Origin of the sequence: Lacinutrix algicola, assembly GCF_001418085.1 — a bacterium.
GTDB classification, from domain to species: domain Bacteria; phylum Bacteroidota; class Bacteroidia; order Flavobacteriales; family Flavobacteriaceae; genus Lacinutrix; species Lacinutrix algicola.
Genome location: NZ_LIQH01000031.1, coordinates 51,049 through 76,278, shown reverse-complemented (window position 1 = coordinate 76,278; position 25,230 = coordinate 51,049). Strand labels below are relative to the sequence as shown.

Sequence of the window (25,230 nt, the reverse complement as noted above, 5' to 3'; positions counted from 1 at the left end):
AACAACATTTATTATGAGAAAAAATATAGTAGCCGGAAACTGGAAAATGAATAACGATTTATCGCAAACCGAAGTATTAATTACAGAGCTTTTAAAACAAGAGCAAACGTCTAATGCCGAAGTAATGATTGCACCAACATCTGTAAATCTTTTTCAAGCCTTCAACTCTACAAAAAACTCGAACATAGAAGTTGTAGCACAAAACATGCATTTTGCAGACAATGGTGCTTATACAGGAGAAATTAGTGCTACAATGCTAAAAAGTGTTGGTGTAAAAACTGTAATTTTAGGACATAGCGAACGTCGTGCTTATTTTAACGAAACAGACGAACTACTTGCTAAAAAAGTAGACGCTGCCTTAAAAAACGACATGAGAGTAATCTTTTGTTTTGGTGAAGAATTAGCCGATAGAAAAGCAGGTAACGAAGAAAAAATAGTAGGAGATCAAATTAAAAATGCATTATTTCATTTAGAAGCTTCAGTATTTAAAAACATCGTTTTAGCCTACGAACCCGTTTGGGCAATTGGAACTGGCGAAACAGCAAGTCCTGAGCAAGCACAAGATATGCACAAGTTTATTAGAGAAACATTAAACAGCAAATATGGCGAGCAAGTATCTCAAGACATGACCATTCTTTATGGTGGTAGTGTAAAACCTGCAAACGCAAAAGAGATCTTTAGTAAGCCAGACGTAGACGGAGGACTTATTGGAGGAGCAGCCTTAAAAGCCGAAGATTTTTATGCTATAATAAACGCATTTTAATTAATAATTTGGGCGTTACCACAAGGGTCGCGTTTTCCATTATATCTTTTTTTGCCATATATGGCAGCAAAAAAAGGATGCCATTACAACCGCTAACGCAGGATTACCTGCCAGAAACAAAGACTATTAAATGTCAAATACAATATATATAGGTTATTATTTTACAGTAAAACCATTACAGCCAGCAACCGAAATTCTAATCGCAGAACTTGGTTATGCCGGATTCGAAAGCTTTGTAGAAACTGAAACAGGTGTTACAGCATACATTCAAAAAGAAGAATGGAGAGAAGACATTTTACAAGATATTTATGTTTTAACAAGCGACGAATTCGAAATCTCTTACACTTTCGATGAAATAGAACAAGTAAACTGGAACAGTGAATGGGAGAAAAACTTTAATCCAATTATAGTAGATAACCTTTGCTCTGTTCGTGCACCATTCCACGAAAAACCAGACACGCAATACGATATTATTATAGAACCAAAAATGAGTTTTGGTACAGGACATCATGAAACAACACACATGATGATACAGCACATAATGGCAAACGATTTTCAAGGAAAATCTGTTTTAGATATGGGATGTGGCACAGCCGTTTTAGCAATCTTAGCAGAAATGAAAGGTGCAAACCCAATAGATGCTATAGACATAGATAATTGGTGCTACTTAAATAGTATAGAAAATGCAGAACGTAATAATGCTAAAAACATTACTGTTTACGAAGGAGATGCTAGTTTATTAGTAAATAAAAAGTACGACACTATAATTGCAAACATAAACCGTAATATCCTTTTAAACGATATTAATACTTATGCAAAGTGTCTAAACGAAAATGGCTCTTTATTTTTAAGCGGTTTCTATGAAGCAGATATTCCAACTATTGAAAAAGAATGTAACGCAAGTGGCTTAAAGTTAAAAAATAAGTTAAAACGTAATGATTGGGTTGCATTACACTTCGAAAATTAATATTTTTGTTTAAAACACTGTAAATGAGCATCAAAGAAAAAACACAAGAACAACATGATGTTGAAACGTTAGAAAAACCAAACAACGAAATTGTTGTTTATAACGACGACTATAACACTTTCGATCATGTTATAGACACACTTATAAAAGCTTGTAAACATACTCCAGAACAAGCAGAACAATGTACAATTTTAGTACATTATAAAGGACAATGCACAGTTAAAACAGGAGATTTAAAAGATTTAAAACCTATCTGTTCTAGCATTTTAGAAGCAGGAATTGATGCTGAGATTATATAATCTCAGCTTTAAATTTTGCTAAAAAAAACTCAAAAACGTTTCTAAAAAACACTGTAACATTCTATCCTAAAAATAAAACTACAAACTAATAAGATTAGAATTTTTAGATTCCCTTTTTGATAAAAAAACAATAAAAATGAGTAAATTTTCAGAAATAATAAATCAAGACATACCAGTATTAGTAGACTTTTATGCAGAATGGTGTGGACCTTGCAAAACTATGAGTCCAATTTTAAAAGACGTTAAAGACAATTTAAAAGAACGTGTTTCTATTATAAAAATTGATGTCGATAAAAATCAAGAATTAGCCTCAAAATACCAAGTAAGAGGAGTACCAACACTATTGTTATTTAAAAAAGGGAAACAAGTGTGGAGACAATCTGGAGTATTTCAAAAAAATGATTTAATTAATATCATTACAGCAACATATTAATAAAACTAACAGAAGAAAATAAATAAAAAAGCGCATATATGCGCTTTTTTTATATCCTAACCTCTCCTCTATTATCTTGCTCTTTATTAAAACTATACCAATTCTGAAGTTATAATTTGCACACCCATATTAATCATCTCTGTCTTGATAACTTCAAAGGCATCTATATCTAAAGGTTTAGCAGCATCCTCAATAAAATAGCATTCAAAACCTTCTTTTATGGCATCGCGTACAGAAAAGTAAACACAAATATCAGAAGCAAGACCACAAAAATAAAGTTTTGACACCTCTTTTTCTTTTAAATAACCTGTTAAACCAGTCGCTTTTAAATGGTTATTATCATAAAACGCACTATAACTATCAATATTTACATCTGTACCTTTTCTAAAAATAGCCTCGTATTTCGTAGTGTCTAATTCGAAGTGTAGTTCGGCTCCTTTACTTCCTTCCACACAATGCTTTGGCCATAAAGTTTGTGTTTTTCCTTGCCACTCTATGTTATCAAAATCAGATTTGTTATCATGGTTTACAGCAAAGCTAGAATGCGTTTTAGGATGCCAATCTTGTGTGGCTACAATCAAATCAAACCTATCTTGCACTCTATTTATTACAGGTATAATTTCATCACCGTTAGGCACTGCTAGAGAGCCTCCAGGCATAAAATCGTTTTGTACATCAATAACTAAAAGCGTTTTCATATTTATATTGTTTTTTAATGTAAATGAGTAATATTTATCTCACAATTAACACAATAAGCTTAACTTTTATGTTTGTTAATTAGATTATTTCGTTCTTTTTTAAGCTGACTACTTAATCCAATTTTATAAGTATGCGGATTTTGAAAACGTTTATATTCATCAGGAAGTTGTGCTAAGCGAGACTGCGAATATTTAGAAATTTCGGTAACAGTTCTGGGTGAAACCACACGTTTACCATCCTCCATCACTAACTCTAATAAAGGTTCTTTTTTAAGCTCACTAACATCTATTTGCTTAGTAACATCAAAAGGATGTTCCATTTGGTTTATTTCGCCTTCAGAATAGATAGTAACAGCATCTGCACCATAAAATAACCCATCGGCATCAATCATTCTAAACACTTGCTTTTTATAAGGTAGCGATACTTTTATAATGTTTTCTGAGAGTTTAATTCTTGGGTCACCATTGTATTCAGATAATTTATAGACACCATCTAACGCAGCATCTGGTCTTCCTGTAACAAGATTAGTTCCAACCCCAAAAACATCAATAGGTGCATGTTGCTCTTTTAAACTTTTAATAACAAATTCGTCTAACTGATTAGACACTACAATTTTTACATAACCCAAATCAGCCGCATCTAAAATGGCTCTCGCTTTTTTAGATAAATATGCTAAATCACCACTATCCAATCTAATTCCGAATAATTGCTCTCCTCTCTCTTCCATTTCCTTTGCAACAACAATCGCATTTGGAAGGCCCAATTTTAGAGTATTATAAGTATCTATTAAAAGCACACAGTTTTTTGGTCGTACTTGTGCAAAATCACGAAAAGCATCCAACTCATTATCATAACTCTGGATAAATGAATGTGCCATTGTACCTGTAGATGGAATATTATAATCCTCTGCAGCTTTCACATTACTAGTACTATCAAAACCACCAATAGCAGCTGCTCTGGATGCATAATAACCTCCTGTAGCATGCGCACGACGTAATCCCATATCCAATAAAATAGCATCTTTAGCACTGTATCGTATTCTACTAGCTTTAGTTGCTATTAAGGTTTGAAAATTAAGAATATTAAGCAAAAGAGTTTCTATAATTTGTGCTTCAATAATATTGGCTTCTACTTGTAAAATAGGACGATTAGGAAAAACAATATCACCTTCTTTACTAGAACGGATATTGCCTTTAAAGCTAAAATTTTTTAAATACTCTAAAAATTCATTTTCAAATCCTTTTTCTTTTAAATAAGAAATGTCGGAATCTGAGAATTTAAGCGACTCCAATATATCTAAAACATCTTCTAATCCTGCAAATATAGAATACCCATTATTAAAAGGATTACGACGGTAATAGTAGTCGAATACAGCTTTACCATTTGGCTTAGTAACAAAATAGACTTGCGCCATTGTTATTTGGTATAGATCTGTATATGCAGCAGTAATATCCATAAATTTATATGTTTAGTTTACTAAGATATTCAAAATATGAAAGACTTCTTGCTTCAAATTCTAAAGAATATAATAATTAACCTAGTTGAAATTAAATAGTGCTTTTATAATGAGTTTAATTTCCTTTTAAGCGTTTCCATAATTATTATAGTCGTTTTTTACTATCACTATTGTTTTTAGGTTCTTCAGTGAATATAACTTTACCAGAAGCATCCACATCTAGTCTGTATTCAAAAACAAAACTATCTGATTTTTGTTTTAAATCTAATAGTCCGAATCGCAAATTATTAAAATAAAATATATTATTCTTTTTATTTATTGTCTACCAACCTTCAACAATAGCAATTATACTTATTACACTTTCATCATCAACTAAACTACCTAATAAGTTATGTTTTTTAGGATCACTTTAAAAGTAATTGGCTGTAAATTATAAAAGGAGTAATTCCGAAGTAAAAAAGCATCTTCTTTTTGCACGTTAGCACTCCAAAGTATTGTGTTTAATGTAGCTATTAAAAAAAACCTCCGTTTCAAGAACAGATTATGTTTGTCCGACAGCTTTAAAATAATTTAGTTAGCAAAAAATGCATTTTGCATTATTATAAAACGCGCTTTTTTGTGTAACAAAGGTTACCAAAAGCAAGCTTTATGTTCTTTAACTTTATTAAAAATAAATTAACAATGAAATACATATTAACTATAGCGTTATTTACAACGTTATTAAGTTCGAATCTAGCTTTAAACACTGTTATTGTGGTTCTTTCTTCTGAAGACTTTAAAACACAAATAGAAAACAAAAAAGTTCAACTTATAGATGTTAGAACACCAAAAGAATATAAATCGAGTAATATTAACGGAGCGAAAAATATAGATTTTTATTCTAAAAATTTTAATGAAGAATTTAATAAACTAAAGAAAGATAAAGCCGTTTATATCTATTGCAGAAGCGGAAGCAGAAGCAGAAAAGCTTCACATAAATTAGTCGCAATGGGTTTTACTGAAATTTACGATTTAAAAGGTGGTATTTCAAACTATAAATAGTAGATATAAAAAACAATGATAAGTAAAATTCGTTTTACACAATAATAAAAAACAAAACATGAAAACTTCAATAATAGTACAAAACTTAAAATGTGGTGGGTGCGCAAATACAATTACTACAAAACTTTCAGAAATTGAAAATATTTCAGATATAAATATTGACGTAGATAAAAACAAAGTGTCTTTTAATTATTTAAATAAAACAGACCCTTTTGCTGTAGAAAACAAACTTAAAACTTTAGGATATCCTTCAATAGAAGATGAAAACACTATAGTATCTAAAGCAAAATCTTTAATGAGTTGTGCAACAGGAAAACTTTCAAAATAAATTATTATGAAACATTTTGTTGTACTAGTATTATTTTTAGTCTTAATTTTCGGTTGTAACAATCCAAAAAAAGAATATACTGCTTTAGAAAAACAAACGGAAATTAACAATCATCCGGGCAAAAAACTAATGGAAACCAATTGTTACACATGCCATAATCCATCTGCAAGTCACGATGACAGAATTGGACCTCCAATGGTCGTTATAAAAAAACATTATATAGATAATAATACAACAAAAGAAGAATTTACAAAATCTATACAAGATTGGATTAAAAACCCAAGTGAAGAAAACGCAAAAATGTTTGGAGCAGTAAAACGTTTTGGCGTGATGCCAAAGCTTGCATTTTCAGAGGAAACTATTAAGGAAATTACAGACTACATGTATAACTTTGATATTGAACAACCAGAATGGTTTGATGACCATTTTAATGAAAAAAAAGGGAAGCGTAACGGCAAAAAGCAAAGACAAAGTATACAAAAACAGCAAGCTAAAGTTGACTTTGATATTTTACCTTATGAAGAACGTGGTTTAAAATACGCATTGACAACTAAAGCTGTTTTGGGAAAAAACCTAATGGGAACAATTCAACAAAAAGGGACTATAGAGGCTTTAACATTTTGTAATGAAAAAGCATATCCATTAACAGATAGTATGTCTATAGTCCATAATGCAACAATAAAACGTGTTTCAGACAAACCTAGAAACCAAAATAATTTAGCAAACAACAAAGAATTAACGTACATTAATTCTTTTAAAAACGATATTAAAAACAACAAAGAACCAAAGCCAATTGTAAATGAATTAGACAATAAAGTACACGTATATTATCCAATTGTAACAAATACAATGTGCCTACAGTGTCACGGAAAACCTAATCAAAACATACAAAAACCTACATTAAAAAAGCTAACTAATTTATATCCAAAAGACAAAGCAATAGGTTATGATATTAACGAGGTTAGAGGTATTTGGAGTATTACTTTTGATAAATAAATCAATTCAAATATGAGCGAATTTTAAAAAATAATAAATCAAGACTCACCTATATTAGTCGTTTTTTTTTAACAGTGTGGTCCATGTAAAATAATGAATCACATTTTAAAACAAATAAAAGTCAACTTAGGTAAATGAGAGATTAAACAATATTTTCTTATACCAGATATTAATTAAACTAAAAAGGCTCGATAATTTTAATATCGAGCCTTTTTAGTTTTAGTTCGGTAAGTTTTAATTAGTTTTTTTTAGCTGCTTTCTTATGTTTTCAACATTTAAATGTTCTAGTAAATAAAGCAGATTTGGATACTTGTTTTCATGATAACCAAATTTTTTATTTCTAAATTCTTTAATTGCTTTTTCTTTACTCCAGTTTTCTATAACTATTCTGTAGGCAGCAACCATTACGCCAGTTCGGTCAGAGCCATGCCAGCAATGAATTAAAAGTGGCTTTTCAGCATTGTCAATAAGTTGAATAACTTCAAAAATATCCTGTTCTGTAATTAGCTTTGTAGCTAATGGGATATGTTCTAATTGCAAATTAGTGCCTTTAGCTTTTTTTATATCATTTCGTAATCTTCGTAAATTAACAATAGTTTTTATTCCAGAAGTATCTAATTCTATAAAACCTTTTTTACTTGGTTGTTCCGAGCGATAAATAGAATCGTTAATACGATATAAATTGTTGAAATTTTTAGACGCAATTTCAATATTATCATCTTGTTTTGGTATGTCTTTTACATTTTGTGAATAACCAAAAGTCACAAAAAGTGTAAATACAATTATTAATTTATTCATTCTTTTTTATTTATTAGTTAGTAACGAATCAAAAACAATACCTTTTTTTTTATTATTAAAAAACATACTGTAAAAATGCAGAAAAGTTACGTCCAGGCTCTGTTATTGGTGTTCTTCCAAAATCTTCCTGATTAGTAAACGAAAAATTTAAATGGTTGTTATAGGCTTCATCAAAAGTATTAATTACAGCAACACCAAGCGTTATGGATGTAATGGGTTTTATACCAAATCTAATATCTAAAGTCTGGTATCCTGCAGTTTCGGTTTCTCCAAAACTTCTAGAAATATTCTCTTGTTTGGATACGATGTTATATTGTGCATTTCCCCAGAATTTGTCTTTCTTAAAACCTAAAACCAAACGGGTATTAAATGGAGGTGTTAAAGGTAATGACTCTGCTAAATCTTTGTTTTTAGCATAGACATAAGCAAATTCAGTTTTAAAGTAATAATCATCTAAAAAATCGATTTCAGCCATAGCTTCAAAACCAGTTTTATAAGCGTCGTCTATATTTTGAAAGACTTTTACATTGGTTGGGTCTGAAGTTGGATTAAATTTTCTTGTTAATGTTGGATCTATAACACCAACAATATAGTTTTCAAAAAAGGAATAATAAAAAGAGGTTTCGTATTTAAAACTATTAAAACCATTTTTTAAGGGATGCTTACCTTTAAATCCAATTTCAAATTGATTGTTTACTTCTGCTTTCAAATTAGGATTTCCTACATATTCATAAGAGTCTTGTCCAACTGTAAAATGGTTAATAAAACGCTCTATCATATTGGCAGATCGCACACCACGACCATATGCAGCCTCTAAAGTAAAGTTGTTTGTTACTTTCTTTTTAATAGATAAAGTTCCGCTTATATTATGTTCAGTACGTTTTTTTAAATCATATAAAGCTTCAAAATCTGTTTCTGGATCTTGAATATCTGAGGTGACATTGTCAAAACGCACGCCTGCTGTTACAACTATTTTGGGATTTATAGAGTATTTGGCTTCTGTAAAAACACCCAAATCTGTAATGTACGAATCTTGCCATACCTTATCGTTAAACGTTATTGGGGTAGCCAACATATTCCCATTCATAATTTTAATAATTCTAGTTCTGCCACCATCCCTAGCAATATGCATAGCATCTAGTCCAGTAAATACATTTAATTTTTCAAGTGGTTTCCAGTTTAATTCTAATTTACCACCCGTAGTCGTAGCGTTTACAGCAGATGACGCTTCCATCATCATAAAGGACGGTCTATTGTTATTGGTCATTAAGTGATCCACATAACTGTAGTATACTTTAGCGGTTAAGGACTTAGCTATAACGCCTATATTATCTAGTTTATAATCTAAAGACAAAATACTGCTATTATCAAATTCGGTATCCATTGGTAACGCAGCGTGTAACACATCGCGACCAAAAGACTGCCTCCAATGGGCTTGTATACGCTGGTCTTCATTGATATTATACCCTAATTTTATTCCGTAATCGGTACTTCTAAAGGACGAGGGAATTTCTGTTCCATTACCGTCTTCATAATTTCCAAAATCTCTGTAACCAGCATTAGTTACAATATCATATTTTTCTTGTATGTATTGTAATTGCGCTAAATTTACTAAAGCGTTTCCGTTACTTTCGTACCCACCAGATGCTTTTCCGTGTAAACCATAATCTTCATAATCTGGTTTTTGAGTCACTAGATTAATAATTCCTACAAAAGTAGCACCGTACCGTACGGTATATGGTCCTTTTATGATTTCAATTTTGGCGATTTCTTCAGGAATAATATGTGTCGTTATTGGATCCATTCTATTTGGACATGCATGCATTGCTTTGGTTCCGCCATCGTATTGAATGTTTAACTGCTCATATTGTGAAGCTCTAAATGAAGGATCTATAGCATAATTACCTCTTTTAATTACCGAAAACCCATTGATATTGTTAAATAAATCAGCAACATTTTTGGGTTGCACAATAGCTTTGTCATAATTATTGGCAACAACTGTTAATACAGGATCTCGGTTTAATTTTCCTGTAACAATAACTTCGTCTAATTTATTTATTTTTTGATTTGTAGTGTCTTTTTTAGTTTTATTTTGACCAAAAGACATAGCTGAAACAAGTATGCATAAAAGCACACTATTTAATGTTTTCATATTTTGTAATATTATATTTAACTTAAATGTTTGGGGTAGATTAACTACCAATACTAAAAGTTAAATTATACCTGTGGAGGATGGAAACAATCGTTAATACTGTTATAACTATATAGATTTTTGTAAATCGAAGTGTTTTGTTTTTTTAGATCATTTATTTGTTTAAAAACTATCTTTTCTAAAGTTATAGTATATAAAAGTAGCTCTTTAAAATCAACTACATTTTCTGGTATATCTTGATCTTTATCGTGTGATTTTAAAACCTTATTTAAATGGCATTTACCATTACATTGTAACTCAGGTTTATCTTTATTAACACATAAAGCCTCAATAAAACCTACCGGATCTAGTTTATAATAGGCATAAGTTAAGGATACTCTTGTACTATTAAATAGTATAAGAATAGTTACACTTAAAGCGAATATATACGTACTCATTTTCATTAGTGTAAAAATAAAATAATAAGGTATTATAAAAGGTGACAATTGTTACATTACTGTAGATTTTACGTTTATAGCTAAATCTTATTTTAGTATAAGCTTTAGGTATTGTTTAAGTGACAAATGTTACACATAGCGATAGCATTGTAAAGTAATTTTACACTATAAATAATTTTAAACTCTATATATTATGAACACATTAGAAACAACACCACAAGAAACATTTGCTATGCCAAGAATTGGTGATAAAGCACCAGAGTTTACAGCAGTAACAACACAAGGAGATATTAATTATCCTTCAGATTATAAAGGTAAATGGTCTATATTATTTAGTCATCCAGCAGATTTCACGCCTGTTTGTACGTCTGAGTTTATGACATTTGCACATTTAGAAGAAAAATTTGAAAAAGCAAATTGTAGTCTTATTGGTTTGTCAATTGATGGCTTATACAGTCACATTGCTTGGTTAAGAACGATTAAAGATAAAATTGAATTTAACGGAATGAAAAACATTGAAGTTAAATTTCCTTTAATCGAAGACATCTCAATGAATGTGGCCAAAAAATACGGAATGATTCAACCAGGTGAAAGCAAAACGCAAGCGGTTAGAGCTGTCTTTTTTGTAGATCCAAACGAAACGGTTAGAGCTATTATTTACTATCCATTAAGTTTAGGACGTAATTTTGATGAGTTATACAGAGCCTTAATTGCAATGCAAACATCAGACAAATTTAATGTAGCTACTCCCGCAGATTGGAATCCTGGTGACGATGTAATTGTATCTCCAGCTGGATCTTGTGGTGTTGCAGAAGAGCGTATGACCTCTACTGAGGATTTAGATTGTAAGGATTGGTTTTTCTGTACTAAAAAACTAGATAAGGATTTAGTATTAGATTCAATCTTAAAAAAGTAAGCTAATTATCTATAAAAAGAGCCTCTTATTAAGGCTCTTTTTTGTATTTTAATTTCTAAATAAAAAAATTATGAATATTATACAATTTGAAGATAAGCCATTAGCGCATTATTCTTACGCTATAATTAGTAATAATAAAATGGCTATTGTGGATCCCTCTAGAGATCCAAAACCATATTACAAATTAGCAGAAAAGCACAACGCAAAGATATTAGCGATTTTTGAAACGCATCCACATGCCGATTTTGTGAGTAGTCATTTGCAAATACATAAGGAAACTGGTGCAAAAATTTATATAAGTAAATTAGTTGGCGCTAATTATCCGCATCAAGCATTTGATGATGGAGATACTCTTAATTTAGGAGCAGTTACTTTCTCGGCTATTAACTCGCCAGGTCATTCGCCAGATAGTATTACAATTATTGCTAATGATGCAGATAATAATTATGCGATGTTTTCTGGAGACACCTTATTTATTGGTGATGTTGGAAGACCTGATTTGCGCGAAAAAGCGGGTAATATGAAAGCTAACAGAGAGGCGTTAGCTAAAAGCATGTATCACACTATACATCATAAATTTAATCATTTACCAGACGCAACAATTGTTTATCCAGCGCATGGTGCAGGATCGTTATGCGGTAAAAACATGAGTACAGATGCATCAAGCACTTTAGGAAGAGAACGTACTGAAAATTGGGCATTTAAAGATTTAACTGAAGATCAATTTGTGAATCATATTTTAAAGGATCAGCCTTTTATTCCTGCTTATTTTGGATTTAATGTTGATATAAACAAAACAGGTGCAGATAATTTTGAATCTACATTTTGTGGCATACCTTTTTCATTTGGGATAACCAATTTCATTAACGATGATAGTCTGATTATTGATGTAAGAAGCGCATCACAATTTAAAAACAATCACCTAAAAGGAAGTATTAATATTATTGCAGAAACGGAAGATGATAAAGTAGAAACATGGTTAGGTTCTATCGTTGCTCCTAATGAAGCGTTTCATTTAGTAATTAACTCAATTGAGGATAGAAAAACAATCCTTAGTCGTATTGCTAAAATAGGTTATGAAAAGCAAATCAAATCGATTATAACGCTAGGTGCTAATACCTTTGAAACATTTAAAGTACTAGATATTGAAGACTTTAAAAAACATCCAAATCAATATACTATTATTGATATCCGTAATGCAAGCGAGGTAGCAGAAGGCAAGATTTTTGAAACTGCGATTTCAATTCCTTTAAATCAATTAAGAGCCTCTAAAAGTCAAATTCCTACGGATAAACCTATTGTGGTGCATTGCGCAGGAGGTTACAGAAGTGCAGCAGGAAGTAGTATTATTTCTAATATAATTAAAACAGTTCCCGTATATGATCTTAGCGATGCTGTTAAAACATTTACAGTTTAAAAATAAATAACACATATTAATTTTAAAAAGCCTCATTTTCGAGGCTTTTTTGTAATAAAAGTTACACAGCGTTTAAGCGTTGTGTCGTATTTTTACAATCTAAACACTAGGCTATGGAAGAGATGCTCTTTTACGATAGATTGCAGTTTGCATTTACTATCACATTTCATTATATATTTCCGCAATTAACCATGGGATTATCATTATTGATCGTCTTTTTTAAATGGAAATATTTAAGAAATAATATTGAAAAGTATAATAATGCAGCAAAATTTTTAATGAAAATTTTTGCTATTAATTTTACCATGGGAGTGGTTACTGGGATTCCAATGGAGTTTCAATTTGGTACCAATTGGGCTAAGTTTTCAGAACTTACAGGTGGTATTATTGGTCAGACGTTGGCAATGGAAGGGATGTTCTCATTCTTTTTAGAATCCTCTTTTTTAGCGCTCTTTATTTTTGGTGAAAAATTAATGGGACAAAAACTACACTTTTTAACAGGTTTTCTAGTCTTTTTAGGCTCTTGGGCAAGTGGTTGGTTTATTCTAGCAACTAATGCTTGGATGCAGCATCCAGTAGGTTTTGAGGTTTTAGAAAACGGTAAATTTGTTTTAGAAAACTTTTCAGCGTTATTTACTAATCCTTGGTTATTACCAGCCTTTTTGCATAATCAAATAGCTTCTGTAGTGACGTCTTCTTTTGTTGTGGCTAGTATTGGAGCCTTTTTTGTACTAAGAAATAAACAAGTGGAATACGGGAAACTATTCTTAAAAACAGGTGTTATTTTTGGATTAATATCTAGTGTATTGGTTGCTTTTCCTACGGGAGATTGGAATGCTAAAAATGTTGCAGAATATCAACCAGCAGCATTTGCAGCTATGGAAGGGATTTTTGAAACAGAAGAGGCTGGAGCCGAAATTGTTTTAGTTGGACAACCTAATATGGTAGAAAAAAAGCTAGATAATAAAATAGCAGTTCCAAACGTATTGAGTTTTTTAACGCATCAAGATTGGGATAAACAAATCCCAGGAATGGATCAATTTAAAGAAGAAGAATTACCAAGTAATATCCCTGCACTTTACTATTCTTACCATATAATGGTTGGTTTAGGTACTATTTTTATTGGTGTTATGGCATTGGCGCTTTTCTTTTTATGGCGAAAAAAGTTATACACATTAAAACCGTTATTATGGACTATTATGTTTTTGGTACCATTTCCTTATATCGCAAACCTTACTGGTTGGTATACTGCAGAGTTAGGACGTCAACCATATTTAGTATATGGTTTATTAAAAACTAGCGATGGTATTTCGCCAACAGTATCTTCAGGAAACACATTATTTACATTACTTGGTTTTGTCGCTTTATATATGCTTTTAGGCTTGTTATTTCTAGTCTTAGTTGGTAAAACTATTAATCAAGGTCCAAAACCTCAAACACATTAATTATGGAAGTATTTTGGTATATAGCAATCGCTATTGTTTTAGCAGTATTTTTTGTTTTAGATGGTTACGACTTTGGTACAGGAATCATTCATTTATTCTTTGCTAAAAAAGAAGAAGATAAAGAAGTTATCGCAAAATCGGCAGGATTATTTTGGGACTCTAACGAGGTTTGGTTAGTTGCTGCAGGTGGTATGCTTTTTATGGCATTTCCAACATTTTACGCCTCTGTTTTTAGTGGCTTTTATTTGCCTTTAATAATCGTATTGTGGCTAATTATTTTTAGAGCAATTGGTTTAGAGTTTAGAGGGCAATTTAAATTTCAAATGTGGAAAGATATTTGGGACACGTCATTTGGTGTTTCTAGTTTACTATTAGCCTTATTTTTTGGTATTGCATTAGGTAATATTGTTAGAGGCGTTAATTTAGGAGGTGTAGAAAATGGAGTTTCAGCTTACGAAGGACACTATTTTTTCTTACCCTTATGGGACAGTAGTTTTAGTCCGTTAAGTGATACGCCAGGTATTATAGATTGGTTTACAATTATTATAGGATTAATTTCTGTGGTAACCTTGGCTATTCATGGTGCTAATTGGGTAATTTTAAAAACCAATTCGTCAATTAATACTAAACTTAAAGGTGTTATTTTTAAGTTGAATATCGCACTAGCAATATTAACAGCATTTTCATTAGTTGTATGGCAGGTGGTTAATCCAAAGTCGTTAGATAACTTTATGGATAGACCATATTTAATAGTATTTCCTATTATTTATCTTACTGGATTAATTGGCTTATTTTTTATCAAAAAGCTAAAAAAAGAAAGTCACGGTTTTATGTTTTCTACCTTATTGATCTTAGGAGGAATAACTTCATCTTTAGCGTCTTTATTTCCAGTTATATTACCTTCTATTAATACGACTCATCAGGATTTAACTATTTACAATACCGCAGCAGAAAATTATGGTTTGTCTGTGGCTGTAAATTGGGCAATTATTGGTTTTATTCTTATTGTAATTTACTTCATAATTCAAAAAAGATTAATGGCAGGTAAAGTTGATAAAATGGATTACGGACACTAGTCAAAATTGATAATCATGACAGGGACTTTAATTTCATTAATTAGTATTCTTATCGGTATTATTGCTGCAAATACATTTGGTTATTTTAATAAAAAATATTCTTTTGGATTTATAGGTAATACGTTAGTTGGTGTTTTTGGAAGCATTTTTTTTATCAAGTCTTTTGGTAGATTAGGTTTTGATCCATGGTCAATAATGCAAAACCAAGATATTAATATAATGTTATTTTCTATTAATTGTATGGTTTCAGCTTTTGGGGGTGTTTTAGGACTTGTAATTGCTAAAGGGATATATAAAAAGTTGAATAAGTAGTTATTTATTTAGCTTACATGACATAAGTCATCTTATTTAATATCAATTCATTATACATTTGTTAACCACTTGGTTAAACCATGTAGTTATAATGAAAAAAGCAAAGGATAAAAATACAGAAGAGCAGATTTTAAGTGCTGCTAAAAGTATATTCCAATCTAAAGGAATGGACGGTGCGCGCATGCAAGAAATTGCTGATAAAGCTGGTATTAATAAAGCGATGCTTCATTATTATTATAGAAGCAAGCAGTTGTTATTTGAAGCGGTTTTTAAGAATGCATTTTCCTTATTAGCTCCTCAATTAAATGCTATTTTAAATGATGATTCTTCTATTGAAGAAAAGGTGAGAAACTTCACTTCAAACTACATCACATTTATTAGTAAACATCCTTATTTGCCAAATTTCATCATTCAAGAACTCAATAGAAATCCAGAGTTTATTCTAAATATGAAAGATACAAATGGGTTTCCAAATATCGAAAAATTTAAAAAACAAGTCGCTATTGAAATTGAAAATGGACTAATTAAACCTATCACAGCAGAGCAGTTATTTATTAATATTATGGCTCTAAATATTTTTCCTTTTGTAGCTAAACCTTTAATAATGGCTTTTACAAATACGGATGCTATTGCCTATAAAAAAATAATGGATTCCCGTAAAACGGAAGTTGCTGATTTTATTATTAATTCTATAAAGAACAACTAAAATGAAATACATAACACTCATTTTAATTCTATTAACGTCCTTGACAAGTAAAGCACAGCAAAGTATTACGTTGGAAGAATGCTATGATTTAGTGACAAAAAACTATCCGTTAGCAAAACAGGTAAAACTCTTGGATGAGCAAAACAAATTGGATTTAGACGTTATTTCTACTTCAAAATTGCCACAGTTAAGTTTGGATGCGCAAGCCTCTTATCAATCTGATGTTATTCAATTTCCTTTGGCAATGTCAGGAATAGAACCATTAAACAAAGATCAATATCGCGCAACCGTTTCTGTAAATCAACTTATTTATAATGGAGGTGCAACAGATGCGTCTTTACAATTAAAAACAGCTCAATTAAAAACGAAACAAAAGCAAGTCGAAGTCAGTTTGTATCAACTAAAACAGCAAATTAATCAACTTTATTTTTCTGTTTTATTAGCGCAAGAATCTCAGTTATTATTAAACGCGAAACAAGCGCAATTAGAAGCTAAACTTAAGGAAGTACAATCAGGAATAAAGTATGGTGTTATTTTACCAAGTTCAGATAAAATTTTACAAGCCGAATTATTAAAAATAAATCAAAAATTTAACGCATTAGAAAGTAACAAAACATCACTTGTTCAAACATTATCAAGTTTAATAAGTCAGCCATTAAATGCTTCAACAACATTTCAAAAGCCACGTTTAGACACACAGTTACAAACAGAACTAACACGACCAGAATTAGAATTATTTCAACTTAAAAAAGAAGAAATTGAAAATTCTGAAACCCTATTATCTAAACAAAACGCACCTAGATTACTTGGTTTTGCAACAGGTGGTTATGGCAATCCAGGATTAAATATGTTGGATAATTCGTTTCAAACATTTTATACCGTTGGTGTTAAAGTGAATTGGACTGTTTTTGATTGGAAGGCTAACAAAAAGCAAAGACAATCTTTAGCTATCAACAAAGATTTTATAGATAATGAAACGGAAATTTTTAAACTCAATACTAACATTGCGCTAAATCAACAACAAAAGGAAATCGATAAAATTGAAACGTTTATTACTTCAGATTTAGAAATAATTAACCTTAGAAAAGACGTGCTCAAATCGGCAGACTCGCAACTTAAAAATGGTGTAATAACCTCTTCGGCATACATTACAGAGCTTACTAATTTATACGAAGACGAAAACACCATGGTAATGCATAACATTCAGTTACAACTAGCAAAAGCAAATTATAATGTCATTAAAGGACAATAATACGAAGCACATGAACACACACACATATATTTTGGGAATAGGCATCATCCTACTTACTTTGTTTTCTTGCGGAAACGATAATGGAAAAGCAGATGGGTACGGAAATTTTGAAGCCACAGAAATAACAATTTCTGCAGAAAATAATGGAAAATTAATGCAGTTTAATCTTGATGAAGGAGATGTGCTTCAAAAAGAACAATTTATTGGCTATATCGATACTATTCCGTTAGCATTAAAACGAGAACAGCTTATAATTTCTAAAGCTGTCATTGCTTCAAAATCTAAAGGTGTTTTATCACAAATTAATGTATTAAATGCAAAACTAAAAACTGCAAACACAAATAAAACACGCGCTCAAAATCTTATAAAGGACAATGCGGGAACACAAAAACAATTGGATGATGTTTTAGGCGAAATGGATGTAATAAAAAGCCAAATTAGAAGTGTCGAAATACAGAATGCACCTGTCGTGAATGAGCTTAAAGCTATTGATGTGCAGTTAAAGCAAATTGACGACCAAATCCAGAAAAGTAAAATCACAAATCCTGTAAACGGAACTGTTTTAACCAAATACGCAGAGCCAAATGAAATTACTGCTTTTGGAAAACCGTTGTATAAAATCGCAGATTTAAGCACCATGCAATTACGTGTTTATATAAGTGAAACACAATTAGCTAATATCAAAATAGGACAAGAAGTAACTATTAAAATTGATAACGCAGATGCTATGAAAGCGTATAAAGGAACGATTAGTTGGATAGCTTCAGAAGCAGAATTTACTCCAAAAATAATTCAAACTAAAGAAGAACGTGTGGCATTAGTTTATGCTTTAAAAGTAGACGTTAAAAATGAGGGCAGCCTAAAAATTGGAATGCCCGCAGAACTATGGTTAAATACTGCAGAATGAGCATCACTGTTTCTAACATATCAAAATCTTACAAAAGTGTAAAAGCGTTAGAGAATATTTCTTTTAATGTAAAAGAAGGAGAGCTTTTTGGATTGATAGGTCCTGATGGCGCAGGTAAAACAACGTTGTTTAGAATTTTAACCACGCTGTTAATTGCTAATGAAGGTACTGCAACGGTTGCTGATTTTGATGTGGTTTTAGACTATAAAAAGATTCGGAATAATGTGGGTTATATGCCAGGTAAATTTTCACTCTATCAAGATTTAACCGTTGAAGAAAATTTAAATTTTTTCGCAACTATTTTTGGAACAACCATTGAAGAAAATTACGATCTAATAAAAGAAATTTATGTTCAAATTGAACCTTTTAAAGACCGTCGTGCGGGAAAATTATCTGGAGGAATGAAGCAGAAACTCGCTTTATGTTGCGCTTTAATTCATAAACCAAAAGTGTTGTTTTTAGATGAGCCCACAACAGGTGTTGATCCAGTTTCTAGAAAAGAATTTTGGGACATGCTAAAACGTTTGCAACAAAAAGGAATCACCATTTTAGTGTCTACACCATATATGGATGAAGCCGCTTTATGTGACAGAATTGCTTTAATTCAAGACGGTAAAATTTTACAGATTGATACACCTCAAGCCATTGTTAAGCACTATCCGAAAAAGATTTATAATGTTAGAGCAGATAATACGTATCAACTTATTAAGAGTTTAAAGACTTACGAATATAACCATAGTGTCTATCCTTTTGGTGAGTTTGTGCATTATACAGATCGTAGAGCAGATTTTAATCCTAAAGATTTGATACAGTTTTTAGAATCTAATAATCTTTCTAATGTGGAAATAGAAAAAACAGTGGCAACTATTGAAGATACCTTCATGGAATTAGCTAAATAAATTACTAAAACCTGTCAGGTTTAAAAAAAAACGAATGGACAACAATACAGTCATACAAGTAGAAGGGTTAACCAAAATGTACGGAGATTTTGCAGCTGTAGATGCTATTACTTTTGATGTTAAAAAAGGTGAGATATTCGGGTTTTTAGGAGCAAATGGAGCAGGAAAAACTACAGCGATGAAAATGTTGATAGGTATTTCTAAACCAACTGCAGGTAAAGCTCAGGTGGCAGGATTTGATGTTTATAAACAAGCCGAAAACATCAAGAAAAGCATTGGTTATATGAGTCAGAAATTTGCTTTGTATGACGATTTAACAGTTAAAGAAAACATCACGTTTTTTGGCGGAATTTATGGCCTATCCAGAAAAAGAATAAAAGAAAAAATAGCAATCTTGCTTGAAGAATTAGGATTGGAAGACGTATCAGATCAATTAGTTGGTGCTTTGCCTTTAGGTTGGAAACAAAAATTATCTTTTTCTGTGTCCTTAATTCATGATCCGAAAATTGTGTTTTTAGATGAGCCAACAGGAGGAGTAGATCCTATTACTAGACGACAATTTTGGGAAATGATTTACAAAGCAGCCCATCAAGGTACTACCGTTTTTGTAACTACGCATTATATGGATGAAGCTGAGTATTGCGACAGAGTTTCCATTATGGTAAACGGAAAAATTGAAGCTTTAGATACACCTAAAAAATTGAAAGCACAATTTCAAGTAGATAATATGAACGATGTGTTTTTAAAACTTGCTAGAGGATGAAAAGATTTATAGGCTTCATAAAAAAAGAATTCTACCATATTTTTAGAGATAAACGTTCGTTGTTTATTCTCTTCGGAATGCCAATAGCACAAATCATGTTATTTGGTTTTGCGATTACTAATGAGATTAATAATGTAGATATTGCAGTTTTAGACCATTCTAAAGGTGCTACAACAACAGAAATTATTAATAAAATTTCAGCTTCAAAATACTTTAGTATCAGTCAATTTATTAATAAAGAATCAGATATTGAAACTATTTTCAAAAAAGGAAAAGTAAAAGCGGTTTTAAATTTCGAAAAAGGATTTAGCAAAAATTTAATTAAAGATCACAAAGCAACTATCCAGATTATTACAGATGCTACAGATCCTAATACTGCAAATACAGTAAGTAACTATGTCAACGCTATTCTTCAACAATATCAAAAAGAACTAAATAAAGACATCGCCATCACCTATCAAATTGTACCACAAACCAGAATGGTTTACAACCCAGAATTAAAAAGTGTGTACATGTTTGTTCCCGGTGTAATGACTATTATTTTAATGTTAGTTTCAGCTATGATGACCTCGATTTCTATTACTAGAGAAAAAGAATTAGGGACTATGGAAATCCTTTTGGTGTCACCAATAAAACCAATTCAGGTTATTGTTGGCAAAGTATTTCCTTATATTTTTCTATCCATTATAAATGCTACAGTTATTGTTTTACTAAGTATTTTTATCTTTAAAATGCCAGTTCAAGGAAGTTTAATTTTACTAGGATTTGAAAGCGTTTTATTTATAATTACAGCATTAGCTTTAGGTATATTAATATCAACAATTTCTGCTACACAACAAACAGCAATGATGATTTCTTTAATGGGTCTTATGCTTCCAGTAATTTTATTGTCAGGCTTCATTTTTCCGATTTCAAGCATGCCTTTACCATTGCAAATTATTAGTAATATCATTCCTGCAAAGTGGTTTATTATCATCATAAAAGGCATTATGCTAAAAGGAGTAGGATTACAATATTTATGGAAAGAAACCTTGATTTTAATAGGGATGACTATTTTTTATATAGGATTAAGTGTGAAGAAATATAAAATTAGATTGGAATAATGAAAACAATCCTATACATCATACAAAAGGAGTTTAAGCAAATCTTTAGAAATAAAGGTATGCTTCCTATCATTTTTGTCTTGCCCATATTTCAACTTGTTATCTTATCTAATGCAGCTACTTTTGAAGTCAAAAACATCAAATTCGGTTATATTGATAGCGACCACACAGCAACATCTAGAGCTTTAATTGAAAAATTTAATGCATCCACTTACTTTAATGTGTTAACAGATTTTCCTTCGGAAGCATTAGCAAGTGCTGCGATGTTAAAAGGGGAAGTAGATGTGCTTTTAGAAATCCCAAACTATTTTGAACGTGATTTACAAAAAGAAAAACAGAATAGCTTAGGCGTAACTATAAATGCTATTGATGGCGCAGCAGCAGGTGTAGAAAAGGTGTATGTCACACAAATTGTACAACGCTTTAATCAGAGTATAAAAGTAGATTTATTACAAGTTTCAGATAAACAAATACAACCAATAGCTATAGAGACTATTCCATTATTTTGGTATAATAAGACCTTAAATTACAAAACCTTTATGGTTCCCGGTATTCTAGTTTTACTAGTAACCATGATTACGCTCTTCCTTTCGGGAATGAATATTGTCCGCGAAAAAGAAATTGGTACGCTAGAACAAATTAATGTGACCCCAATTAAAAAAAGCCAATTTATTATTGGGAAGCTTTTTCCGTTTTGGGTGATAGGCATGGGATTATTAACGGTCGGGTTAATTTTAGCTAAAGTCATTTTCAATATTCCGATGATTGGTAGTTTACCACTACTCTACTTATATACCTCTATTTATATTTTAGTCATTTTAGGAATCGGTTTATTTATTTCCAATTTTACGGATACACAGCAACAAGCGATGTTTATTGCGTGGTTTTTTACAGTTATTTTTATTTTAATGAGTGGCTTATTCACACCAATAGAGAGTATGCCAAAATGGGCGCAAACCCTTACCGAATTTAATCCAATACGATATTTTGTAGAGGTGATGCGCATGGTTATGCTTAAAGGTTCTGGTTTTAAAGATATTCTTCCTCAGTTATTAAAAACAGCGATTTATGCTTTTGTAATGAATGCTTTAGCAGTTTGGAGTTATAAGAAGACAAATTAAGAGACTTGTGTAACAAAAGTTACTGTGTAGTACCTATAATTACTCAATCTTTGTACTATTATTAAGGTGTTCTATTTGTCAGATATTCAAACTGATAGATTCTACTTCATAGCTTTAATTTTAAACTAAACTCACATTCTAAAACCATATAAAATGTCTAAAATTGTCATTTTAGGAGCAGGTATTTCTGGTCATGTTGCAGCAACTCATTTACGTAGAAAACTGCCAAAAAATCATGAAGTAATTGTAGTATCTCCTAACAGTAATTACCAATGGGTCCCTTCAAATATTTGGGTTGGAATTGGTAAAATGAAATCAGAAAAAATTTACTTTCCATTAGCACCTTTGTATAAAAAGAAAGGTATTGGATATAAACAGGCCAAAGCGATTTCTTTTTTCCCTGAAGGAGATAAAACAGAAGAAAAACCTTATGTTTTATCAGAATATGTTCACGGAGATAATAAAGGAACGCAAGAAAAGATAACCTACGATTATTTAATTAATGCTACAGGTCCAAAATTAAACTTTGAAGCTACAGAGGGTTTATTGCCAGGTAAAAACAAAGCGTATTCAGTGTGTACATTCTCTCATGCAGATCATGCATGGGTAGGTTTGAAGGCATTAATCCAAGAAATGAAAGCGGGTAAAAAAGCTAAAATTCTAATCGGTACAGGTCATGCAAAATCGACTTGTCAAGGTGCTGCTTTTGAATATATTTTAAATGTTGAGCAAGAATTACGCAAGCATAACGTGCGTGATATGGCAGAAGTCACTTGGATTTCTAACGAATACCAACTAGGAGATTTTGGGATGGATGGTATGTTATTAAGTTATGGTAGTATGACCATGAAATCTCATGAAATGGTCGAAATGGTTTTTGAAGACAGAGACATCAAATGGATCCTTGGAGCTGGCGTAAACAAAATTGAAGACGGTATAGCTCATTACGAAAATTTAGAAGGCGAATATAAAGTAGAAACTTATGATTTTGCAATGTTAATTCCTTCATTTTCTGGTCATGGTTTTAAAGCCTATGATAAAAATGAAAACGATATCACAGAAAAGCTCTTCAAAGGTTTTATGATTGTAGATGCCGATTACACTCCAAAACCATATGAACAATGGTCCGTAAAAGATTGGCCAGAAACGTATCAAAATCCGAGTTATAAAAATATTTTTGCTCCAGGAATAGCCTTTGCACCACCACATGCCATTTCTAAGCCAAGAACGAGTAAAAACGGGACGGTAATTGCTCCAGCGCCACCGCGTACAGGAATGCCATCAGGTATTACCGCAAAATTGGTTGCTGATAATATTATAGATTCTATAAAAAGTGGAAAAGAATCTTTAAATCATAAAGGCTCTATGGGAAATATGGGAGCAGCATGTATTGCTTCTGCTGGTTACGGGATGCTATCTGGAAGCGGAGTAAGCATTACAACGTATCCAATTGTTCCAGATTATGAGAAATATCCAAAAACTCAAGGGCGACAATTAGGAAAAACCTTCGGACAAATAGGTTTAGCCGGTCATTGGTTAAAATTAGCATTGCATTATGCCTTTATCTATAAAGCAAAAATGCGACCTTTTTGGTGGTTGATTCCTGAGTAGAAATTAAGTACTTAAAATAATATATAATGACACAGAGAATATCAAAATATCAAAGATTTAAAATGATGAATCCTATCATTCAGTTTTTCAAATTCATTTATTTAAGCATAAAAATAATGGTTGTTGTAGCTGGAGGACATGGAGGCACTAGAAAAGTAAACTGATATGGTTGTCAGTTTTGGTTGGTTAATAAAAAGGCATTTGTAAACAATTATAAATGTCTTTTTATTTTGAATGAAATTTATTAATTACCTTTTACTCGTTGCCACAATTCATTTAATAGATTTTTACCATCACGACTATCTTTAGGCACTTCAGTAAATATAACTTTACCAGAAGCAGTAACATCTAATCTATATTTAAAAACAAAATTTTCAGATTTTGGTGTTAAACTTAAAAGACCAAATCGTAAATCATTAAAATAAAGCGTATCATCCTTTTTATTTATTGTATACCAACCTTCAGTAATAGTAATCATGTGTTTTACACTTTCGTCTTCAATAAGATTTCCTAATAATTTATGGTTTTTTGGATAGCTTTCAAAAGTGATTGGTTGGCTATCAAAAAAAGAATAATTTCCAAGTAAATAAGCATCTTCTGTTTGCACGTTTGCACTCCAAAGTATTGTATTTAAAGGAGAAGGTCTAGTATCAATATCTAAATACGTTATCTTTTGTGTTGATAAAGCAGATTCAAATTGAGCATAGGTAATCCATTTTAAAACTAAGGTTAATACCAAATAAGAGGTGCTAATTATTAATCCCATTTTATTATAAAAACGTCGTTTTACAGTAGTGCGTTTTTGTCGCATAGCTAAAATTAAAAACACCAAAAAAGGGACAGTGTATAATGGATCAATTACAAATATGTTTTTAAAAGCTAATCGTAAATCAAAAGGCCAAAACAATTGCGTTCCCCAAGTTGTATGTGCATCTAAAATAGGATGTGTCACAAACGACCAAAAGAATAACCAAGACCAACTTTTAAAGTTTTTATACCTCTCATAACGCGATACAATCCATCCAAAAATGGGAGCAAATAGTACAGAAAACACAATAGAATGTGTAAAGCCACGATGTATAGCAAGTGCAGAAACAGTATCTGTAAAGTAAGACGCAAACACATCTAAATCTGGAATAGTTCCAGCAATAGCTCCATAAAGCATCGCTTTATTTCCGACTTTTTTACCTAAAACAACTTCTCCAACAGCTGCTCCTAATACTATTTGTGTTAATGAATCCATATAATATGCAAAAGTACGCTATACCAATATATTTATAACGACACTTTGTTTTTATAGTAACTTTTTGCTTCCTTAAAAAAAGCACTTATT

At 31.3% G+C, this 25,230-nt stretch carries 28 protein-coding genes; 21 read left to right on the top strand and 7 right to left on the bottom strand.

Annotation, left to right across the window (positions count from 1 at the left end; translation table 11 throughout):
• Nucleotides 1–13: 13 nt before the first annotated feature.
• From tpiA to trxA, 4 genes are all read left to right on the top strand, one after another.
• Nucleotides 14–763, top strand: coding sequence for a triose-phosphate isomerase (tpiA, locus tag ASC41_RS06475; RefSeq protein WP_055435841.1), 750 nt, complete (start codon nt 14–16; stop codon nt 761–763).
• Between the two features lie 130 nt (nt 764–893).
• Nucleotides 894–1,730, top strand: a complete 837-nt coding sequence (prmA, locus tag ASC41_RS06470; protein WP_055435820.1) for a 50S ribosomal protein L11 methyltransferase — start codon at nt 894–896, stop codon at nt 1,728–1,730.
• Nucleotides 1,731–1,753: 23 nt separating this feature from the next.
• Nucleotides 1,754–2,029 (top strand): ATP-dependent Clp protease adaptor ClpS, encoded by a 276-nt coding sequence (locus ASC41_RS06465; RefSeq protein ID WP_055435819.1) that lies wholly within the window; start codon nt 1,754–1,756, stop codon nt 2,027–2,029.
• A 136-nt stretch (nt 2,030–2,165) separates the two neighbouring features.
• Nucleotides 2,166–2,462, top strand: coding sequence for a thioredoxin (trxA, locus tag ASC41_RS06460; RefSeq protein ID WP_055435818.1), 297 nt, complete (start codon nt 2,166–2,168; stop codon nt 2,460–2,462).
• Nucleotides 2,463–2,554: 92 nt separating this feature from the next.
• Here trxA and pncA read toward each other — a convergent pair whose 3' ends face one another.
• From pncA to ASC41_RS16910, 3 genes are all read right to left on the bottom strand, one after another.
• The gene (gene pncA / locus ASC41_RS06455) at nt 2,555–3,160 is read right to left on the bottom strand and encodes a bifunctional nicotinamidase/pyrazinamidase (RefSeq protein ID WP_055435817.1); all 606 of its coding nucleotides are present in this window, start codon (nt 3,158–3,160) and stop codon (nt 2,555–2,557) included.
• A gap of 59 nt (nt 3,161–3,219) precedes the next feature.
• The gene (locus ASC41_RS06450) at nt 3,220–4,617 is read right to left on the bottom strand and encodes a nicotinate phosphoribosyltransferase (protein WP_055435816.1); all 1,398 of its coding nucleotides are present in this window, start codon (nt 4,615–4,617) and stop codon (nt 3,220–3,222) included.
• A 145-nt stretch (nt 4,618–4,762) separates the two neighbouring features.
• A complete protein-coding gene (locus tag ASC41_RS16910; RefSeq protein ID WP_160318795.1) occupies nt 4,763–4,900 on the bottom strand; it encodes a hypothetical protein in 138 nt (45 codons plus the stop codon).
• Nucleotides 4,901–5,298: 398 nt separating this feature from the next.
• Between ASC41_RS16910 and ASC41_RS06445 the strand changes: the two genes are divergently transcribed.
• Genes ASC41_RS06445 through ASC41_RS06435 form a run of 3 tightly spaced genes read left to right on the top strand, consistent with a single transcriptional unit; the run spans nt 5,299 to nt 6,982 of the window.
• The gene (locus ASC41_RS06445) at nt 5,299–5,658 is read left to right on the top strand and encodes a rhodanese-like domain-containing protein (protein WP_083477155.1); all 360 of its coding nucleotides are present in this window, start codon (nt 5,299–5,301) and stop codon (nt 5,656–5,658) included.
• 58 nt (nt 5,659–5,716) lie between these two features.
• The gene (locus ASC41_RS06440; protein ID WP_055435815.1) at nt 5,717–5,986 is read left to right on the top strand and encodes a heavy-metal-associated domain-containing protein; all 270 of its coding nucleotides are present in this window, start codon (nt 5,717–5,719) and stop codon (nt 5,984–5,986) included.
• Between the two features lie 6 nt (nt 5,987–5,992).
• On the top strand, nt 5,993–6,982 hold the full coding sequence (locus ASC41_RS06435; protein WP_055435814.1) for a c-type heme family protein: 990 nt from the start codon (nt 5,993–5,995) through the stop codon (nt 6,980–6,982).
• A gap of 234 nt (nt 6,983–7,216) precedes the next feature.
• On the opposite strand, the gene ASC41_RS06430 is transcribed toward ASC41_RS06435, so the two are convergent.
• From ASC41_RS06430 to ASC41_RS06420, 3 genes are all read right to left on the bottom strand, one after another.
• Entirely contained in the window at nt 7,217–7,780 is a 564-nt protein-coding gene (locus ASC41_RS06430; protein WP_055435813.1) for a fused DSP-PTPase phosphatase/NAD kinase-like protein, read from the bottom strand.
• A gap of 55 nt (nt 7,781–7,835) precedes the next feature.
• Complete coding sequence (locus ASC41_RS06425; protein WP_055435812.1) at nt 7,836–9,932, bottom strand: TonB-dependent receptor domain-containing protein; 2,097 nt, start codon at nt 9,930–9,932, stop codon at nt 7,836–7,838.
• A gap of 65 nt (nt 9,933–9,997) precedes the next feature.
• Nucleotides 9,998–10,369 (bottom strand): hypothetical protein, encoded by a 372-nt coding sequence (locus ASC41_RS06420; protein ID WP_152971428.1) that lies wholly within the window; start codon nt 10,367–10,369, stop codon nt 9,998–10,000.
• 193 nt (nt 10,370–10,562) lie between these two features.
• Here ASC41_RS06420 and ASC41_RS06415 point away from each other — a divergent pair, with 193 nt between their 5' ends.
• The 14 genes from ASC41_RS06415 to ASC41_RS16975 all read left to right on the top strand — a co-directional run bounded on the left by ASC41_RS06415 (nt 10,563) and on the right by ASC41_RS16975 (nt 24,061).
• Nucleotides 10,563–11,285 (top strand): peroxiredoxin, encoded by a 723-nt coding sequence (locus tag ASC41_RS06415; RefSeq protein WP_055435810.1) that lies wholly within the window; start codon nt 10,563–10,565, stop codon nt 11,283–11,285.
• Between the two features lie 70 nt (nt 11,286–11,355).
• Nucleotides 11,356–12,702, top strand: a complete 1,347-nt coding sequence (locus ASC41_RS06410; RefSeq protein ID WP_055435809.1) for an MBL fold metallo-hydrolase — start codon at nt 11,356–11,358, stop codon at nt 12,700–12,702.
• 113 nt (nt 12,703–12,815) lie between these two features.
• Nucleotides 12,816–14,147, top strand: coding sequence for a cytochrome ubiquinol oxidase subunit I (locus ASC41_RS06405; RefSeq protein WP_055435808.1), 1,332 nt, complete (start codon nt 12,816–12,818; stop codon nt 14,145–14,147).
• Between the two features lie 2 nt (nt 14,148–14,149).
• Entirely contained in the window at nt 14,150–15,223 is a 1,074-nt protein-coding gene (gene cydB, locus ASC41_RS06400; RefSeq protein WP_055435807.1) for a cytochrome d ubiquinol oxidase subunit II, read from the top strand.
• A 15-nt stretch (nt 15,224–15,238) separates the two neighbouring features.
• A complete protein-coding gene (locus ASC41_RS06395) occupies nt 15,239–15,535 on the top strand; it encodes a hypothetical protein (RefSeq protein WP_055435806.1) in 297 nt (98 codons plus the stop codon).
• 91 nt (nt 15,536–15,626) lie between these two features.
• Complete coding sequence (locus ASC41_RS06390; protein ID WP_055435805.1) at nt 15,627–16,241, top strand: TetR/AcrR family transcriptional regulator; 615 nt, start codon at nt 15,627–15,629, stop codon at nt 16,239–16,241.
• 1 nt (nt 16,242) lies between these two features.
• Nucleotides 16,243–17,493: a TolC family protein gene (locus tag ASC41_RS06385; RefSeq protein ID WP_055435804.1), complete on the top strand. Its 1,251-nt coding sequence runs from the start codon at nt 16,243–16,245 to the stop codon at nt 17,491–17,493.
• A gap of 10 nt (nt 17,494–17,503) precedes the next feature.
• Nucleotides 17,504–18,400: an HlyD family secretion protein gene (locus ASC41_RS06380; protein WP_055435839.1), complete on the top strand. Its 897-nt coding sequence runs from the start codon at nt 17,504–17,506 to the stop codon at nt 18,398–18,400.
• Entirely contained in the window at nt 18,397–19,299 is a 903-nt protein-coding gene (locus tag ASC41_RS06375; protein ID WP_055435803.1) for an ABC transporter ATP-binding protein, read from the top strand. The genes ASC41_RS06380 and ASC41_RS06375 overlap by 4 nt, the downstream gene beginning before the upstream one ends.
• A gap of 34 nt (nt 19,300–19,333) precedes the next feature.
• Nucleotides 19,334–20,062 (top strand): ABC transporter ATP-binding protein, encoded by a 729-nt coding sequence (locus ASC41_RS06370; protein ID WP_055435802.1) that lies wholly within the window; start codon nt 19,334–19,336, stop codon nt 20,060–20,062.
• Nucleotides 20,059–21,165 (top strand): ABC transporter permease, encoded by a 1,107-nt coding sequence (locus ASC41_RS06365; RefSeq protein ID WP_055435801.1) that lies wholly within the window; start codon nt 20,059–20,061, stop codon nt 21,163–21,165. Before ASC41_RS06370 ends, ASC41_RS06365 begins: the two co-directional genes overlap by 4 nt.
• A complete protein-coding gene (locus ASC41_RS06360) occupies nt 21,165–22,286 on the top strand; it encodes an ABC transporter permease (protein WP_055435800.1) in 1,122 nt (373 codons plus the stop codon). Before ASC41_RS06365 ends, ASC41_RS06360 begins: the two co-directional genes overlap by 1 nt.
• Nucleotides 22,287–22,439: 153 nt before the next feature.
• On the top strand, nt 22,440–23,897 hold the full coding sequence (locus ASC41_RS06355) for an NAD(P)/FAD-dependent oxidoreductase (protein ID WP_055435799.1): 1,458 nt from the start codon (nt 22,440–22,442) through the stop codon (nt 23,895–23,897).
• Nucleotides 23,898–23,923: 26 nt separating this feature from the next.
• Complete coding sequence (locus tag ASC41_RS16975) at nt 23,924–24,061, top strand: hypothetical protein (RefSeq protein WP_162851987.1); 138 nt, start codon at nt 23,924–23,926, stop codon at nt 24,059–24,061.
• Nucleotides 24,062–24,141: 80 nt separating this feature from the next.
• Here the strand turns inward: ASC41_RS16975 and ASC41_RS06350 are convergent, their stop codons facing one another.
• Nucleotides 24,142–25,140: a metal-dependent hydrolase gene (locus ASC41_RS06350; protein ID WP_055435798.1), complete on the bottom strand. Its 999-nt coding sequence runs from the start codon at nt 25,138–25,140 to the stop codon at nt 24,142–24,144.
• Nucleotides 25,141–25,230 lie beyond the last annotated feature (90 nt).

Excerpts from the sequence above, each read along its gene's own strand:
- tpiA (WP_055435841.1), top strand. The coding sequence starts at position 14 with ATGAGAAAAAATATAGTAGCCGGAAACTGGAAAATGAATAACGATTTA.
- ASC41_RS16975 (WP_162851987.1), top strand. The coding sequence starts at position 23,924 with ATGACACAGAGAATATCAAAATATCAAAGATTTAAAATGATGAATCCT.
- ASC41_RS06445 (WP_083477155.1), top strand. The coding sequence starts at position 5,299 with ATGAAATACATATTAACTATAGCGTTATTTACAACGTTATTAAGTTCG.
- ASC41_RS06450 (WP_055435816.1), bottom strand. The coding sequence starts at position 4,617 with ATGGATATTACTGCTGCATATACAGATCTATACCAAATAACAATGGCG.
- ASC41_RS06425 (WP_055435812.1), bottom strand. The coding sequence starts at position 9,932 with ATGAAAACATTAAATAGTGTGCTTTTATGCATACTTGTTTCAGCTATG.
- trxA (WP_055435818.1), top strand. The coding sequence starts at position 2,166 with ATGAGTAAATTTTCAGAAATAATAAATCAAGACATACCAGTATTAGTA.
- ASC41_RS06430 (WP_055435813.1), bottom strand. The coding sequence starts at position 7,780 with ATGAATAAATTAATAATTGTATTTACACTTTTTGTGACTTTTGGTTAT.
- ASC41_RS06380 (WP_055435839.1), top strand. The coding sequence starts at position 17,504 with ATGAACACACACACATATATTTTGGGAATAGGCATCATCCTACTTACT.
- ASC41_RS06440 (WP_055435815.1), top strand. The coding sequence starts at position 5,717 with ATGAAAACTTCAATAATAGTACAAAACTTAAAATGTGGTGGGTGCGCA.
- ASC41_RS06365 (WP_055435801.1), top strand. The coding sequence starts at position 20,059 with ATGAAAAGATTTATAGGCTTCATAAAAAAAGAATTCTACCATATTTTT.
- cydB (WP_055435807.1), top strand. The coding sequence starts at position 14,150 with ATGGAAGTATTTTGGTATATAGCAATCGCTATTGTTTTAGCAGTATTT.
- ASC41_RS06395 (WP_055435806.1), top strand. The coding sequence starts at position 15,239 with ATGACAGGGACTTTAATTTCATTAATTAGTATTCTTATCGGTATTATT.
- ASC41_RS06370 (WP_055435802.1), top strand. The coding sequence starts at position 19,334 with ATGGACAACAATACAGTCATACAAGTAGAAGGGTTAACCAAAATGTAC.
- ASC41_RS06435 (WP_055435814.1), top strand. The coding sequence starts at position 5,993 with ATGAAACATTTTGTTGTACTAGTATTATTTTTAGTCTTAATTTTCGGT.
- ASC41_RS06390 (WP_055435805.1), top strand. The coding sequence starts at position 15,627 with ATGAAAAAAGCAAAGGATAAAAATACAGAAGAGCAGATTTTAAGTGCT.
- ASC41_RS06405 (WP_055435808.1), top strand. The coding sequence starts at position 12,816 with ATGGAAGAGATGCTCTTTTACGATAGATTGCAGTTTGCATTTACTATC.
- ASC41_RS06375 (WP_055435803.1), top strand. The coding sequence starts at position 18,397 with ATGAGCATCACTGTTTCTAACATATCAAAATCTTACAAAAGTGTAAAA.
- ASC41_RS06420 (WP_152971428.1), bottom strand. The coding sequence starts at position 10,369 with ATGAGTACGTATATATTCGCTTTAAGTGTAACTATTCTTATACTATTT.
- ASC41_RS06465 (WP_055435819.1), top strand. The coding sequence starts at position 1,754 with ATGAGCATCAAAGAAAAAACACAAGAACAACATGATGTTGAAACGTTA.
- prmA (WP_055435820.1), top strand. The coding sequence starts at position 894 with ATGTCAAATACAATATATATAGGTTATTATTTTACAGTAAAACCATTA.
- ASC41_RS06355 (WP_055435799.1), top strand. The coding sequence starts at position 22,440 with ATGTCTAAAATTGTCATTTTAGGAGCAGGTATTTCTGGTCATGTTGCA.
- pncA (WP_055435817.1), bottom strand. The coding sequence starts at position 3,160 with ATGAAAACGCTTTTAGTTATTGATGTACAAAACGATTTTATGCCTGGA.
- ASC41_RS06360 (WP_055435800.1), top strand. The coding sequence starts at position 21,165 with ATGAAAACAATCCTATACATCATACAAAAGGAGTTTAAGCAAATCTTT.
- ASC41_RS06385 (WP_055435804.1), top strand. The coding sequence starts at position 16,243 with ATGAAATACATAACACTCATTTTAATTCTATTAACGTCCTTGACAAGT.
- ASC41_RS06350 (WP_055435798.1), bottom strand. The coding sequence starts at position 25,140 with ATGGATTCATTAACACAAATAGTATTAGGAGCAGCTGTTGGAGAAGTT.
- ASC41_RS06415 (WP_055435810.1), top strand. The coding sequence starts at position 10,563 with ATGAACACATTAGAAACAACACCACAAGAAACATTTGCTATGCCAAGA.
- ASC41_RS06410 (WP_055435809.1), top strand. The coding sequence starts at position 11,356 with ATGAATATTATACAATTTGAAGATAAGCCATTAGCGCATTATTCTTAC.